This is a genomic window from Lentzea aerocolonigenes (genome assembly GCF_000974445.1).
In the GTDB taxonomy this organism is placed as follows: Bacteria; Actinomycetota; Actinomycetes; order Mycobacteriales; family Pseudonocardiaceae; genus Lentzea; species Lentzea aerocolonigenes.
Window position 1 is genome coordinate 106686 of sequence record NZ_BBOJ01000005.1, and the last position, 15023, is coordinate 121708.

Here is a 15023-nt window from a genome sequence, read left to right on the forward strand (position 1 = left end):
ACAGCTCAACCACGCTGAAGACATGCAGATCTTCCATCCCGGCGACATCGGTTACGACGACGAACGCAGCGGCTTCCAGACCGGGCTCCGGCACGAGCCGCAGGTGGTCTTCGCCGTGGAGAACGCCGACGACGTGCGGAAAGCCGTCGACCACGCCGAGACCCACGGCCTCGAGTACGCGATCCAGACCACCGGCCACGGCCTGACCGCGCCGACCACCGGCGTCCTCATCTCGACCAGGCGCATGAACGGCGTCGAGGTCGACCCGGCCACGAGAATCGCGCGGGCGGAAGCGGGCGCGGTCTGGCAGCAGGTGATCGAGAAAGCCGCACCGCACGGGCTCGTCCCGCTCAGCGGCGACGCGAGCGACGTCGGTGTCGTCGGCTACACGCTCGGCGGCGGGTTCAGCGTGCTGGCGCGTGAGTTCGGGTTCGCGAGCGACCGCGTCCGCGCGACGGAGAAGGTCGGCGAGGTCGTCATCGCGCTGGAGTTCGAGCTCGTCGAGGCGGGCGACGTCCACGCGGGCGAGATGTTCTTCGACGTTCAGCACGCGGAAACCGTGTTCGACGCGTTCCACGCGTGGGACCTGCCGGATCACGTCACGCCCACGCTCACGACCCTCGGCGAGGTGGTGCGGGTGACGTTCGCGAGCACGAGGCCGTTCGACGTCGAGCACCTCCGCGTCGCACCGAGGCTGACCGACGAGTTCGGCCTCAGGCCGTTCGCGCAGGCCGCGGGCAAACCACTGCCGCCGCACGCCTACCAGGGCGACAACGTGCTGCTCGGCGACCTGCCGCTGGACGCTCTGCACCGCCTGCGCGAGAAAGCCGCTGGCGCCTCGATGTTCCTCGGCGTGCTCCCGCTCGGCGGAGCTTTGAACACCGGCGCCACCCATCTGATCAAGCTGCTCGCGCCTCGGCTCGGGGTGGAGGAGCAGCTGGAAGAGGTGTTCGACGAGGTGCGGCCGTTCGTGGTCGGACGGTCGCGGAATTTCCGTTACGCCGTAGGCTGAGGAACATGACCCGAGTGGTTCTCGTGGAGGACCATGACATGGTCGCGGAGGCGATCGGTCTGGCGCTCGAACGCGCCGGGATCGAGGTGATCGCCCGCGCGTCCACCGTCGCGGCCGCGCTCGCGGAGACCCGCCGCGGCGTGCCCGACGTGATCCTCCTCGACCGCAGGCTCCCCGACGGTGACGGCACGGCGCTGATTCGAGAGTTCGTCAGAGGCGGCGCCAAGGTGCTGGTCCTGACCGGTGAGGCGACCGCGTCGGTGGCCGCCCGTGTCGCCGAGGCCGGTGGTGCGGGGCTCATGCTCAAGTCGGCGCGGCTGGACGACCTCGTCGAGGCGGTCCGCAGGGTGGCGGACGGCGAGGTGGTGTTCGACCGGAGGCTCCTCGCGGGCGTGCTGGACCGGCTCACGGGCAGGGTCAAGGTCGCCGGAGCCACCCTGACCGCGCGGGAGCAGGAGACGTTGCTGCTGCTCGCGGAGGGTGTGGGCACCGACCAGATCTCCAGCAGGCTCGGCGTCGCCCGCAACACCGCGCGCAACCACGTGCAGCGCGTCCTCGACAAGCTCGGTGCCAGTTCGAAGCTGGAGGCCGTGTCGATCGCCCGGCGCGAGGGCCTGCTCGACTGATGCAACCGCACCAGTTGATCTGGTTCGGCTGCGTCTGCCCGCACGGCCGCCGCTGGTGCATCGTGCTTCGGTGGCCACCAGTTCGCTCACGGACGCCGTGTTCTCACTGCCTGAGGACGATCGGCGTGGCGGCGTGGCGCTCGCTCGGGACTTCGCCCGCCGCGCCGCCGTGAGCTGCGGTTACCTCGGCAGCCACGACGACGTCGTGCTGGTCGTCAACGAGCTCGCGACGAACGCCGTCTGCCACGGTGGCGGCCGCCCGGTCGTGCGGATCACCGGCGACAGCGACCAGGTGCTCGTCGAGGTCGCCGACGCCGCGGCCTCCCACCCGCAGCTGCGCGCCGACGGCTGGGGACTCCAGCTCGTCGCCCGGCTGGCCGAGAGCTGGGGCGTCACGGTCAGCGCTGGTCAGAAGGTCGTCTGGTGTGAGCTGACGGCGTAGCCACCATGATGAGGCCGTGCAACCGGACGACTGGCGGGAAAGCGATCTCTTCCGGTTGCTCGTGCTGGGCGTGCGCGACTACGGGATCTTCATGCTCGACCCCGGCGGGCACGTCGTGAGCTGGAACGCGGGCGCCGAGCGCATCAAGGGCTACACGGCCGAGGACATCATCGGACGGCACTTCTCGACGTTCTACCCGCCGGAGGACGTCCGGTCCGGCAAGCCCGAGTGGGAGCTGCGGGTCGCGAGGGCCGAGGGTGCTCTGGAGGACGAGGGCTGGCGGGTCCGCAAGGACGGCACCCGGTTCTGGGCCAACGTGATCATCACCGCCCTCTACGACGACACCGGTGAGCTGCGCGGGTTCGGCAAGGTCACGCGGGACATGACCGAACGGCGGCGCGCCGAGCAACAGCTCACCGACCGGCGCCGGCTGCTCGCGCACCTCGTCGAAGCGCAGGAGCGGGAACGGCAGCGCATCGCGTGGGACGTGCACGACGACACGATCCAGGCCATGGTCGCCGTCGACATGCGCCTGCAGCTGCTCGCCCGCAGGCTGCCCGACGAGCACCGCGAGACGATCGAGCAGCTCGACGGCGCGGTGCGGTCGGCGATCAGCAGGCTGCGCAACCTCGTGTTCCGCGTGCGCCCGCCCGGCATCGAGCGGCGGGGCCTGCGCGACTCGCTGGCGACCTATCTCGCCGACACCGCCATGGTCGGGGAGATCCGCAACGAGCTCGAACGCGATCCGGGTGACGACGCGGCCATCACGATCTTCCGCATCTGCCAGGAGGCGCTCACCAACGTCCGCAAGCACGCGCGCGCCTCCTCCGTCGCGATCACACTGTCCACTGTGGATCGCGGGTTCCTGGTCCGGGTGGTCGACGACGGTGTCGGACTGCCCGACCTCGACCCGGACGCGGGTCACTTCGGCCTGATCGAGATGCGGGAACGGGCGGAGGCCTCCGGAGGGTGGTGCACCGTGACCGCGCAGGAAGGCGGGGGCACCGTCGTCGAGTTCTGGCTGCCGGACGTGCGGCCGTGATCGTCCGTGTGCTGGTCGCCGACGACGATCCCCTGATCAGGGACGTCCTGCGCGATGTGCTCGACGAGGAACCGGACCTGGAGGTCGTGGCCGTCGCCGCGGACGCCCGCGAGGCGGTCGAGTTGGCGCAACGGCACGCGCCGACCGTGGTCGTGCTCGACGTCCGCATGCCGCACGGCGGTGGCTCGCACGCGGCGACCGAGATCCTGCAACGCGCGCCCAGCACGCGGATTCTGGCGTTCTCCGCCTACACCGACCCCGGCGCGGTCGACGAGATGCGCCGCGCGGGCGTCACGGACTACCTCGAGAAGGGGGTCCGCAACACCGAGCTGGTCGCAGCCGTCCGGCGGTTGGGCGAACGACAGGTTGTGGTGTGGAAGCAACAGCCGTAACGTCGAAGGCTCAACCGGGTTCAGCAGTGTGCTCGGACCGGTTTCTATGTGCTTCGGCCACCGGGGAGTGCTGGTGAACGAAGATCTGTTCAGGGAATCTCCGCTGATCACGGTGCGTGCCACTGACGTCGCAGGAGTGGTGGTCGTCGAGGTCGAAGGCGAGATCGACGTGGACACCGCGGATGTCGTGCTGGACGCGTTGCGACTCGGATTCTCTTCGGAAGGCCCCGCCCTCGTGGCGGATCTCACGCACGTCAGTTTCTTCGGCTCGACCGGCATCTCCACGTTGATCACGGCCCACGAGCTCGCGGACCAGCACTGCAAGGACTTCCACGTCGTGGCACCGCATCGCGCGGTGAAGAGGCCGTTGCAGGTAACGGGAGTGGCGGACGTGCTGGTGCTGCACGACTCGGTGGACGAGGCGTTGTCAGCGCTGAAGCCGGTGCTCAGCGAGTGAGCACCGGCTCGCACGGGTGTCAGCCGGCCAGTTCCACCAGCTTCGGCACGACCTCGCCGGGGTGAGGCATCGCGGCGATCTCTGCCGCGATGGCGGCGTTCGCGGCGCGAACATCGTTGTTCCGCAACAGTTTCTGAGCTGTTTCGTGCACCGCCTCCGCCGTGAACCGCTCTCCGGCGAGCTGTGCGCCGAGGCCCGCGTCCGCGACGAGGGCGGCGTTGCGGAACTGGTCTGCGCCCTGGGGCAGTACCAGCTGAGGTACGCCGTGCGTCATCGCGGTCACCGTCGTGCCGGACCCTCCGTGGTGCGCGACGAGATCCGCGTGCGCGAGCAGATCCGCCTGGGGCACCCACCCGAGCACGTGCACGTTGCCCGGCACGTCGGTCAGCGCGGACGGCTCGACCAGCGGTCCGCTCGCGACCAGCACCTCGGCGTCCAGCCCGGCCAGTCCGGCGATCGCGGTGCGCAGGAGGTCCGGGTTCGCGAACGCGGTGCCGAAGGTCAGGTACACCAGGGGCTTCTCGTGCGCGATCACCCAGCCGGGCAATTCACCGGGCTCGGCGAACGGGGTCGGCCGCAGTGGAATTCGGTCCACATCGGATAGTTGGGTCAGGTCCTGCAAAGACGGCGGGAAGACGTCGACATAGGGTGATCCGAGTCCGTAATGCTGCCCATTCGGCAGGGTGATGCCGAGTTCTGCGACGTACTCAAGCAACAGATCGCGCATCGCCTCCGGGAACGTGTCCGCGTCCATCTTGCCGAAACCGTGGGCCACGGCCGGAATGCCGGCGCGGATGGCCGCGAGCCCGGCGCCGGGGTTGGCGATCTCGAAGACGACCAGGTCCGGCTTGTCCCGCTCCAGCACCGGCTCTAGGCTGGTCAGGAAGGCCCTGGGCAGCACAGATCCGAAGGCCTGGACGGCGGTCTGCCGCAGCATCTCCCGTCGGAACTCGGGCGTGCCGTGCAATTCGTTGGCCTGGCGGAATGCGTCCCCGATGCTGATGCCCGCGCCGACCGCGGTGAAACCCAGCTTTTCCGCGGTCGGGTGAAAACCGGGGTCGACGGCGTAGAGGACGTCGTGTCCCTGCCGCCGGGCGGCGATCGCGAGCGGGAGCAACGGATAAACGTGTCCGTGCGAGCCTAAGCTCGAGAAGAGAATGCGCACACGATCACATTAGGTGCTGCGGTGCCGGTGTGCCGGTTTCGCTCTCGTGAATTCACGAACTCCAGCGCTGAAGGCTTTCCCACCGGCCGGCGACCTCCGCGGGTGACGGCATCGCGGCGATCTCGTCGCGGACCTCGCCCGCCGCCTTCTGCAGCTTCGAGTCCTCGATCAGCCGGGTGAGCAGCTCGGGCGTGATGTCCCTCGGACCGGCCTTGAGCCCGGCTCCGCGCCCGGTGATCGCGTTCGCGTGCGTCGTGCGGTCGCCCGGTCCCGGCTCGACGAGCTGCGGCACACCCGCCGCCAGCGCGCCGAGCAACGTGCCCGCGCCGCCGTGGTGCACGATCCCGTCGCAGAACGGCAGCACGTTGGGGAGCGGCACCCACCCGACCGTCCTCACGTTGTCCGGCAGGCCTTCGGTCTTCTCCGGCCGCACCAGCACGAACTCCGCGTCCACGTGCTCGGCGGCTTTGGTGACGGCCGCCATCATCCGGCCGCTGCCCGGGCCGGGCGCGGTGCTGCGGCTGACCAGGATGCGCGGCTTGCCGGAAGGTTCGGCGAGCCACTGCGGCACCTCGCCGTTACCACTGTGGGCGACGAACCGCATCGGCTGCCCGACCTTGAACTCCAGGATCGATCGCGGTGCGGTACGCAGAACCATTGCGGGAGAACGCACCCCGGCCTTCATCCGGGCGCCGACCGCCGCCGTGAGCTCCAGGCCGTCGAACAACGACACGTCGTGGACGATCGAGGGAACCCCGAGTGCCGACCCGGCGACGGCGAGCGGTTCGTGCACGACGACATCCGGCCGCCACTTCGCGGCAAGCGTTTGCAGCGGCTCGGTCATGGCGTCGCCGACCGTGCCGAACATCCGGGACACGAAGTCGAGCCTGCCGCTGCCCGCCATCTCCCGCTTGGCCACGATCGGGTGCGCGAGCATGATCCGCAATGCGATCGGCCCGAAGCGAATGTTCGCGGGAACCACGTCCTCGACCGGCAGTCCCGACTCGCGGACCCGCAGCGCCTCGCCACCCGTGGCGACCACGACGTCGTGTCCCGCGTCGCGCAACGCCAGTGCCAGGGGCATCAACGGAAAGACGTGACCCAGCAGGGGCGCGGCGACGACGAGAACACGCATACAGCCAGGTTAACCACAGGTGCGCGGGTGCGGCTGTGATCAGCGGGGGTGGTCGTCTGGCTCGACCAGCCGGCGCACCGCGTCCTCGACGGTCCGCCGCCGCACCAGGTGGTCCGAACTGTCGGCCGGCGCGTTCGACCACATCGACGCGATCGCGAGCACCAGCACGAGCACCTGCTCCGCGGAGAACCGCGTGGACACCACCCCCTGCGCCTGCGCGTCCCGGATCGCCTCGACCTCGGCACGCCTGCTGACCCGGCCCGGCCGCTCCAGCCGGTGCCACGTCGCGAGCCGGGCGAACTCGGGGTGCTCGTGCTGCCGGTCGTAGAGCCTGGCCGCGTACCCCGGCAGGTCGTGGGCGTCGAACTCCACGAAGGCCGCGCCCACCACCTCGGACTGCACAGCGTCGAACAGCTCGTTCTTGCCGCCGTAGTAGGTGTAGGTGAGTCCGGCGGAACACCCCGCCATGCGCGCGATGCGTTCCATGCGCGCGCCGGCGAACCCGTAGGCCGCGAACTCGATGAACGCGGCGTTCAGCAAACGGCGGCGGGTCCGTTCCCGATCGCGGCGGGCCATGCGCAACAGGCTAGTGCGGTGACCACTAACCCTTGCCGTGTTGTGCACGGTCCAGGACGTCGCCCTGGGCCGCGCTCAACACGGTGAGGATTGTGGTCACCGCACTAGGGGCCGCAGCCGATGAGTGCGGCCCCTACGGAGAACCGGGTTACTTGGCCATGTCGAACCAGTTGAAGCCCTCGACCATCTGCCGGGTGGTGTCGCTGAGGTAGCGCGCGCCGGTGAGCTCCCAGCGGTCGACCCACGTGTAGGTGCCAGGCTCCTGCGACTCGTCCTCGGCGGTGTTCTTGTCGTCCACGGCCGGCGAGTACTGCAGGAAGTGGCGCTTGGTCAGGGTGACGTCGAGCGCCTCGTAGGCGGACTGGGTGTTCAGGTAGTCGCCCTGACCGTGGTCGCCGGCGCGGCCGGGGTCGGCCAGCTTCAGCTTCACGGTGTTGCCGCCGAAGGAACCTGTGGCGGACACGGCCGTGACGATGTGACCACCCGTGCGCTGCAACGTGTCGCTGAGCGGACCGTTCTTGTAGCGGCCGTACACGAGCTGAAGGGGGCCCTCGTTCAACTTGCGGGCGATGTCACCGGCGAAGTCGGGGTTGTCGATCGTGCTGACGCGGCCGCGGGTGGTCTGCCAGCCGGCGTTGCGGGCCGGCAGGGTGGCGTTGTCCCACGCGGCGCGCAGGCCGGTCAGGCTGGTGCCGCCGTCGTAGCCGGCGTCCGTGCCGATCTTCGAGATCGAACCGGTGACCGTGCTGTAGTCGACCTGCTTCATGGGGTCGAGGTACCCGACCTTCACCGGTCCCCAGCCGATCGGCGCGCCCTTCACGTGCGCCCAGTAGTGCAGGACGTTGTACAACGAGGCCGGTCCGCAGTAGGCGTTGCCGTTGCTCTCCAGGTTGGTGCGGAACTGGTCCACGTCGCTCACGCCGCACTTGCGGACGTTGAAGTCGGGGCCGGCCAGGTCGGAGGCGTTCACGCACGGCGGCGGGGTGCCGATGACGTCCGCCGAGGCCATCGGAGCGAACGCGGTGGCGAGGGTGGCGGTGGCGGCGGCGGCGAGCAGAGCGTTGCGGATCATTTCGGTGTCCCCTTCGGATCTCGTGTTCCCCTGTGGTGACACGAGATTCGCCGGGACGGACCCCCAAAGGCATGAGGGGAGATCCCTCAACCCTCCGGCGGGAAAGTTGGGTGTATCAGGGGCACCCCCACGCCGCTCCGTATCAGGCGAGCACTGCCGCGAGGTCCCTGCGACCTGCGATTCCGAGCTTCGTGTAGATCCGGCCGAGGTGGTTCTCGACGGTCTTCGGCGTCACGAACAGCTCCTGCGCGATCTCCCTGTTCGCCCGGCCCGCGGCCGCGAGGTCGGCCACTCTCCGCTCGGACGCCGTCAGCGCCTCGGCCCCCACGACGATCTGCCTGCGCGGCCGGTCGCCGAGCGCCTCCAACGCCTCGACCGCGCGCGTCCGCAGCGTCGCGGAGCCGCAGTCGCCCGCGAGGTCGATGGCGCGGTGCAGCGGTTCCCTGGCGTCGGTCCGCCGGCGTGCCACCCGCAGCGCCTCGCCGAGGTCGACGAGCGACCGGGCGAGCTCCAGCCGTGACGGTGACGCCTCCAGCACCGACACCGACTCGGTCAGCAGCTCCAGCCGTGCGCTCGGGTCGGCGTGGGCGAGCAGCCGCAACGCCGCTCCGACCTCGGTCGCCGCACCCCACTTGCGGGCCACGTCGAGCTGTTCGGTCGCGAGTTCCAGCGCGAGCTCGTGCTCGCCGAGCTGCAACGACGCCCTCGCCGCCGGTGCGCGCCACGGGATGGTCGGCGGATCGACGTGCACCTGGTGCATCGCGTCCCGCTGGCGGTAGGCCTGCGCCATCGCGCGCCGCGGGTCGCCTTCCGCCAGCGCGATCAGCGCCCGCACCTCGTGCAGCCAGATCATCGGCATGGTCAGCCGGGCGTCCGCGTGCGCCGAGTCGAACGCGGTGATGAACGCGGTGGCCGCCGCGACGTCGCCCCGTTCGAGCGCCGCGTAGACCGCGAAGTGCGTCGAGGTCGCGCGCAGACTGATCACCTCGGACACCGGGTCCTCGTGCGCGACGGCGGCCAGGGCGCCTTCTGCCTCCGCCTCGACCGCCGGCATGTTGCCGACGCGCCAGTTCAGGAACAGCGACGCGTTCGCCACCATCGCGAACTCGATCGGCGAGCCGTGCTGGCGGACCCGCAGCCGGGCGCGCTCGATCTCGTGGCGTGCCGTGTCGACGCCGTCCGCGGCCATCAACGCCAACAGCGCCACCAGCCACGCCACCATCGCGTCCGTGCTGCCGGTCGCGTCGTCGAGGTACGCACCGTTCGCGAGCGCGCGCGTTGCGGTCGTGGCCACTTCATCGTGCGGCCACACCTCGTAGCGGCCCATCTGCGCGAGAAGCCCGAGCAACGTGCGTTCGTCCGGGGTGCCGCCCGCCAGTCCCGCGTAGCCGCTGAGGTGCGCGGAGGCGACCTGGCGCTGGTCGGGCAGGAACGAGCGGAACACCGCGAGCCGTGCCTCCAGGTGCAGCCGCGACTCACCGTCCGGCCTGGCCGCGATGGCCTCGGTCAGCTCGGTGATCGCCGCCGCGGGTCCCTCGATGGCGGCCGTGGCGGAGGCGGCAGCCGCGACCAGTTCCGCGTCCGGCAGGCCCTGCGCCGCCGCTTTCAGGTGCCGGTGCGCGTTCACCGCGTCGCCGGTCCGCAGCAACGCCCGGCCCAGCTCGGCACGCAGTGCGGCGTCATCGGGCCGTTCGTCCACCGCGCGCGCAAGATGGGCCGCGGCCGTGCGTGCGTCTCCGGCCGACAGCAGCGTCGCGGCGGCCTTGCGCAGCACGTCGGCGGCGTTGGGCAACGTGCCCTTCGGTGCGTGCACGAGATGCGCCGCCACCCGATCCGCCGGTGCGTGCGACTCCCACAACGCCTTCGCAGCGCGCGCGTGCAACGAGGCGCGCGCGATCGGCCCGAGACCGGTCAACACCGCTTCACGCACAACGGGATGCACGAACCCCAAGTGCTCACCGGTGACCAGGACGTTCGCCGTCGTCAACGCCTCCACGGCGGCCGGAAGATCGCCGACCTCGGCCAGTTCCGCGGCCTGCCACGGGTCTGCCTGCGAGCCCAGCACGGCGACCGCACCGGCGAGCGCCACTGCCTCGGCGGGCAACCGTCCGAGCGTGGCGCGGAAGACCGTGCTCGGCCCGAGCGTGCCGACCTTCTCCGCCGTGCAGGCGTCGTCGAGCGGCAGCCCGAGCGCCGCGAGCTCGTCCACCAGCACGCCGGACAGGAACGGGTTGCCGCCGCTGGCCGCGTGCAGTGCCTTGATGACCTCGGGATGCCCGCCCACCAGTGCGCCGAGGGCGTCCGTGGTGAGCGGGCGGGGGAGCAACCGGTCCGCGGCCACGCTGAGCGCCGCGAGCGGCCCGAAGTTGTCCGCGGGCGGCTGGGTCGCGACGACCAGCGCGATCGGCAGGTCGGAGATGCGGCGCGCCAGGTAGACGAGGAACTGCAACGACGACAGGTCGGCCCAGTGCGCGTCGTCCACCGTGATCAGCAGCGGGCGGGTGGAGGAGAGGTCCACCGCGACCCACCACAGCGAGTGCAGCGTGCGGGCGAGCTCGGCCTCGCTCGGGTCGAGCGCGGCGTCGTCCAGCGCCTTGAGCGCCGCACCCGACGGCCCGGCCAGGATCTTCTCGCGGAGCTCGCCGGAGTACCGCGACACCGAACGTTCGACCATCTGCCGGACGACGCCCCACGCCATGGCGCTCTCCAGGGCGTCGCCGACGGCCTGCAGCCGTCCGAACCCGCGTTGCTTGGCCAGCTCGCGGCACTCCTGCACGAGCCTGGTCTTGCCGATGCCGGCGCGGCCCTCGATGACGACGACGCGACCCTCACCACGGGCGGCTGCGTCGAGAGCTTCACGAATGTGCGCGATCTCGTCGTCTCGTTCAAGTGGTTCGCGCACGAATTGATCGTAGCGGCCATTCGGCGGGCTACACGCTGGTCATCGACACCGCATCCGGGCGACTTGATGCTCCATTGGAGTGATCGTCAGTTCACGCACAGATCCCCGGGATCCGCCGCCTTCCCGGCGAGGGCCTTGTCGGTGAACTCCTTCGACTTGGCGGGGTCGGCCTCGTACGCGAAGCCGTTCTGGTTCTGGACGGGCGTGCCGACCGGCAGGGTGCTCATGCTGATCTTCACCGGGCCGGTGAACCGCTGCGCGAACGCGAGCACGTCCCAGCCCTGGTCGATCTTGATCATCCCGGCGGCGCCGTGGGCGAGCGCGACCGCCCTCTCCTTGGTGAGCTGCGAGGCCACTCCGGCGAGGAAGACCTGGTGCCGCTTGATCCGGTCCAGGTCACCGTTCGGCAGGCCCTGGCGCTGGCGCAGGAACGCGACCGCGTAATCGCCCGAGATCGTCGTCTTGCCCGCGCGGAAGGGGACCCCGGAAACCGGATCGGTGATCGCCGCGCGCAGGCAGACCTCGACGTTGAGGAGGTACGCGATCCTGCCGACATCCCTCATCTGGATCGCGGCGTAGTGGTCGACCTTCGTCCCGGTGAGCTTCTCGACGGCCGCGGTCAGCTTCTTCGGGTCCTGGGCGAAGAGGGTGTTGATCTTCACGCCGTCCACGAGGAGGTCACGCGGCAGCGACACGAGCGCCGCCGTCCCGTCCGCCTGGAACCGCGCCAGGACCAGCGCGTCGCCGAGGTTGACGTCGTCGAGGCCGACGAGCAGCACGTTCTGCGCTTCCTGCCCGAGGGACGCCCCGACCGGTGCCGTCTCGGTCTTCTTGATCGTCGTCGGGACGATCACGGCCGCGGCGGCCGCCGCGACGGTCAGCGCGGCCACACCGATGATCATGCCGAGCGGCTTGCGCTTCCTGGCCTTGTGCAGGTCGGCCATCACGGTCCGCGGATCGACGCGTTCGTCGGCTTCGGCGGCGATGGCTTGGCGGATCAGGTCGTTCATGAGTGCACCCCCAGGGTGGCGGATCGGGCGAGTTCGTGAGCGCGCAGCGTCTGCAGTGCGCGAGAGAGTTGGCTGCGCACGGTTGATTCCGCGCAACCGAGCACCTGTGCGATCTCCGCGTCGCTGCAGTCCTCGTAGAACCGCAGCACCAACGCCGCACGTTGCTTGCGCGGCAGGACAGCGATCCGCGCGCGCATGGCCTCGCGTTCGGCGTGTGCGTCGGCCGGGTCGGCCATCGACGGCACGTGCCTGGCGAGCTCACTGCGTTCCACAGCGACCTCTCTCGCGGCCTTGCGACGACGCCACGACAGGTAGTCGTTGGTCACCATGCGCTTCACGTAGAGGTAGGGCGCATCCATCGCCCCGATGCGATCCCACTTGCTCTGCGCGCGCATGAGTACGTTCTGCACGATGTCCTGCGCGAGATGCTTGTCGCAGGCGATCGCGGTGGCGTACCTCAGCAGCCGGTCGAGCCGGTCAGCGACGAACTCGTCGAACCCCACGCCGCCCCCTTCTAGTTCGTGGTTGCTTGCGGCTCGGGAAACCCCATCGAGGCCGTCGCGCGCTGCATCGGATTTTGTGGTCCGGACCACAGATGTCTCGTTTCGGGCGGATTTCGGTGTGAAGTCTTTTCACGTTCACCCCGATGAACGACCCTTCACCCCATGCGCATCATCCCTGCACTCGCGCTGTTGTCGCTGCTGCTCGTCCCCGTGGACGCTGCCGCGGCACCCAACGGCAACTACTACCTGCAAAGCGCCGTGACCGGCCAGAACGCGGCCGTGTCCGGCTCCTCCGTGGTCCAGCACCGCCCCAAGGGCAACGAGGACCGCCAGCAGTTCACCTGGAACGGCAGCACGCTCTCCGAAGGCGGCCAGTGCCTCGGCCGCGCGGGCGACGCCGCCCAGATGGTCAGCTGCTCGAGTGCGGACGCCCAGTGGGTCGCCGTGCTCGACGACCAGGACCGCTACCGCTTCAAGGACCCCGGCTCGGCGCGCTACCTGATCGCGTCCGGCACCGACCAGGTCCGCGTCGGCACCGGCACCGACACGTGGTTCCTGACCCCGGTCAACCCTGTCCGGTACCAGCCCCCTGCCGACCCGCGCCTGGACGAGATGACGTTCCTGACCGCCCACAACGCCTACGCGAACGGCGTCGACGGCGGCTTCACCTTCGCCAACATCGCCCCGAACCAGTCACGCGGCATCGTGCAGCAGCTCAACGACGGCGTCCGCGGCTTCATGCTCGACATCCACCAGACGCCCGACGGTGCGATCCTCTGCCACAACAGCTGCACGCTCGTGAGCAAGCCCGTGGCGCTCAACGTCGACATCCAGCGCATCGTCGACTTCCTGAAGTCCCGCCCCACCGAGATCGTCACGGTGTTCCTGGAGGACTACGTCTCAGCCGACGTCCTGCGCGCCGAGCTCGCCCGCGTCAACGGCCTGAACGACGTGCTGTACCGCGCCGAGGGCGTGCGGGACAACGGCTGGCCGCGCCTGTCGCAGATGCGGGCCACCGGCAAGCGCCTGCTCATCTTCACCGACCACGGCAAGGACGGCCGCGAGAACTCGGGCGTCCTCTACCAGCGCGACTGGACCGTCGAGAACTACTGGTCGATGGGCTCGGGCGCCGGCACGTCCGACTGGTCCTGCTACTCCCGCTGGGGTGAGAAGCCGCTCACCGCGACCGAAGCGAACTTCCGCCCGCTGTTCGTGATGAACCACTTCCGCGACGTCCCGATCCAGAGCACCGTCGCGACGGACAACTCGAAGGCCGCCGACCGCGCCCGCCGCTTCTGCGAACCCGCGGCGCGCAAGACCGCGAACTACCTGGCCGTCGACTTCTACCAGCTGAACACGCCCGCCCTGCCGGTTGAACGGCACCCCTCGGGCTCCGGTTCCGTCGAACTGTCGCCGACGCTCTGCCTGGACAACAACGCGGGCGGCACCGCCAACGGCAACCCGGTGCAGATCTGGACGTGCAACAACTCCTACGCGCAGAAGTGGCGCGTCGTCGCGGACGGCACCATCGCGACGGTGGGTGGGTGCCTCGACGTTTCCAACGGCGGCACCACCGACGGCACGCCCGTTCAGCTGTGGGAGTGCAACGGCACGGGCGCGCAGCAGTGGCGGGTGCGCGCCGACGGGTCGGTGCAGAACCCGCAGTCGGGGTTGTGCCTGGACAACCCCGGTGCGTCGACGACTCCGGGCACGCGCTTGAACATCTGGACGTGCAACGGGTCCGCGGCTCAGGCCTGGCGCTTCCGCTGAGTCCCTGGCCAGAAGTCTTGTCCGCAACCTCCCGGCTCGCCGGCCCAGGTTCCGGCACGGATGAACGGCGCGTGGACGAAAGCGCCGTTCATCCACCTGCTCAGACCTTGCGGCCGACTCCCACGTAGACGTCCTCGGGGCCATCCTCGCCGGCCGGGCCGAGTTCCGCGTGCCACCTCGGCGCCGGAACGACGCCCGGCTCCAGCACCTCCATGCCCGCGAACATGGGCTGGAACTGCTCCAGCGAACGGAAGTACATCGGGTCGCGGCTGTGCTTCATGGCCTCGACGACAGAGCCCATCTCCTGCGGCTTGAAGTCCGCGGTCAGGTGCGAGAGCGCGATCAGGCTGCCGGGCGGCACGGCGTCGCGGTAGCGGGCGACGACCTCGGCCGGGCCCTTCTCGTCCGAGACGAAGTGCAGGACCGCGACCATGAGCAGGCCGACGGGCTTCGAGAAGTCGATCAGGTCCTTCACGACCGGGTCGGACAGGACGTCCTGCGGGCGGCACATGTCCGCCTGGACGACGCCCGCGTTCTCGTTGCCCTCCAGGATGAGCTGGCTGTGCGAGACCGCGACCTCGTCGTAGTCCACGTAGACCACGCGGGCGTCCGGCTTCTCCTGCTGCACGATCTCGTGGACGTTGCCGACCGTCGGGATGCCCGAGCCGAGGTCGAGGAACTGGTCGATGCCGTGCTGCATCATCAGCAGGACGGCGCGGCGCATGAACGAGCGGTTCGACGCCGCGATCGCCCGGCCGTCGCGCAGGACCTGCAGCACCTTCTCGCCGACCACGCGGTCCGACGCGAAGTTGTGGCCACCTCCCAACAGGAAGTCGTAGACGCGTGCCGCGCTGGGCACGTCCGTGTTGATTCCTGCGGGCACCCACGAGAAAGGCTCGGCCATGCCGCAGAACCTACC

General features: G+C 69.9%; 15 protein-coding genes. 7 read left to right on the plus strand and 8 right to left on the minus strand.

Annotated elements, in window-relative coordinates; genetic code table 11:
• Nucleotides 1-22: 22 nt before the first annotated feature.
• The 6 genes from AOM45_RS11220 (at nt 23) to AOM45_RS11245 (ending at nt 3971) form a co-directional block, all read left to right on the plus strand.
• A complete protein-coding gene (locus AOM45_RS11220; RefSeq protein WP_051783277.1) occupies nt 23-1012 on the plus strand; it encodes an FAD-binding oxidoreductase in 990 nt (329 codons plus the stop codon).
• Between the two features lie 5 nt (nt 1013-1017).
• Nucleotides 1018-1638: a response regulator transcription factor gene (locus AOM45_RS11225; RefSeq protein ID WP_030467443.1), complete on the plus strand. Its 621-nt coding sequence runs from the start codon at nt 1018-1020 to the stop codon at nt 1636-1638.
• A gap of 70 nt (nt 1639-1708) precedes the next feature.
• Nucleotides 1709-2080: an ATP-binding protein gene (locus tag AOM45_RS11230; RefSeq protein WP_051783275.1), complete on the plus strand. Its 372-nt coding sequence runs from the start codon at nt 1709-1711 to the stop codon at nt 2078-2080.
• Nucleotides 2081-2096: 16 nt separating this feature from the next.
• Nucleotides 2097-3122 (plus strand): PAS domain-containing sensor histidine kinase, encoded by a 1026-nt coding sequence (locus AOM45_RS11235; RefSeq protein ID WP_030467441.1) that lies wholly within the window; start codon nt 2097-2099, stop codon nt 3120-3122.
• Nucleotides 3119-3514 (plus strand): response regulator, encoded by a 396-nt coding sequence (locus tag AOM45_RS11240; protein WP_236703300.1) that lies wholly within the window; start codon nt 3119-3121, stop codon nt 3512-3514. Before AOM45_RS11235 ends, AOM45_RS11240 begins: the two co-directional genes overlap by 4 nt.
• Nucleotides 3515-3587: 73 nt before the next feature.
• The gene (locus tag AOM45_RS11245) at nt 3588-3971 is read left to right on the plus strand and encodes an STAS domain-containing protein (protein ID WP_162185652.1); all 384 of its coding nucleotides are present in this window, start codon (nt 3588-3590) and stop codon (nt 3969-3971) included.
• Between the two features lie 19 nt (nt 3972-3990).
• Here AOM45_RS11245 and AOM45_RS11250 read toward each other — a convergent pair whose 3' ends face one another.
• The 7 genes from AOM45_RS11250 to AOM45_RS11280 all read right to left on the minus strand — a co-directional run bounded on the left by AOM45_RS11250 (nt 3991) and on the right by AOM45_RS11280 (nt 12334).
• Nucleotides 3991-5088, minus strand: a complete 1098-nt coding sequence (locus AOM45_RS11250; RefSeq protein WP_236703304.1) for a glycosyltransferase — start codon at nt 5086-5088, stop codon at nt 3991-3993.
• A gap of 100 nt (nt 5089-5188) precedes the next feature.
• Nucleotides 5189-6271, minus strand: coding sequence for a nucleotide disphospho-sugar-binding domain-containing protein (locus tag AOM45_RS11255; RefSeq protein ID WP_030467437.1), 1083 nt, complete (start codon nt 6269-6271; stop codon nt 5189-5191).
• Between the two features lie 39 nt (nt 6272-6310).
• A complete protein-coding gene (locus AOM45_RS11260; protein WP_030467436.1) occupies nt 6311-6847 on the minus strand; it encodes a TetR/AcrR family transcriptional regulator in 537 nt (178 codons plus the stop codon).
• Between the two features lie 148 nt (nt 6848-6995).
• Nucleotides 6996-7919 (minus strand): hypothetical protein, encoded by a 924-nt coding sequence (locus AOM45_RS11265; RefSeq protein WP_030467435.1) that lies wholly within the window; start codon nt 7917-7919, stop codon nt 6996-6998.
• A gap of 142 nt (nt 7920-8061) precedes the next feature.
• On the minus strand, nt 8062-10821 hold the full coding sequence (locus tag AOM45_RS11270; RefSeq protein WP_030467434.1) for a helix-turn-helix transcriptional regulator: 2760 nt from the start codon (nt 10819-10821) through the stop codon (nt 8062-8064).
• A gap of 86 nt (nt 10822-10907) precedes the next feature.
• Nucleotides 10908-11831 carry an LCP family protein gene (locus tag AOM45_RS11275; protein ID WP_030467433.1) on the minus strand — a complete coding sequence of 308 codons (924 nt, stop codon included), beginning with the start codon at nt 11829-11831 and terminating at the stop codon, nt 10908-10910.
• Entirely contained in the window at nt 11828-12334 is a 507-nt protein-coding gene (locus AOM45_RS11280) for a SigE family RNA polymerase sigma factor (RefSeq protein ID WP_030467432.1), read from the minus strand. The genes AOM45_RS11275 and AOM45_RS11280 overlap by 4 nt, the downstream gene beginning before the upstream one ends.
• Before the next feature lie 162 nt (nt 12335-12496).
• On the opposite strand from AOM45_RS11280, the gene AOM45_RS52775 reads away from it, so the two are divergent.
• Entirely contained in the window at nt 12497-14104 is a 1608-nt protein-coding gene (locus tag AOM45_RS52775) for a PI-PLC domain-containing protein (protein WP_063757023.1), read from the plus strand.
• A 100-nt stretch (nt 14105-14204) separates the two neighbouring features.
• Here AOM45_RS52775 and AOM45_RS11290 read toward each other — a convergent pair whose 3' ends face one another.
• On the minus strand, nt 14205-15008 hold the full coding sequence (locus AOM45_RS11290) for an SAM-dependent methyltransferase (protein WP_030467430.1): 804 nt from the start codon (nt 15006-15008) through the stop codon (nt 14205-14207).
• Between the last annotated feature and the right edge of the window lie 15 nt (nt 15009-15023).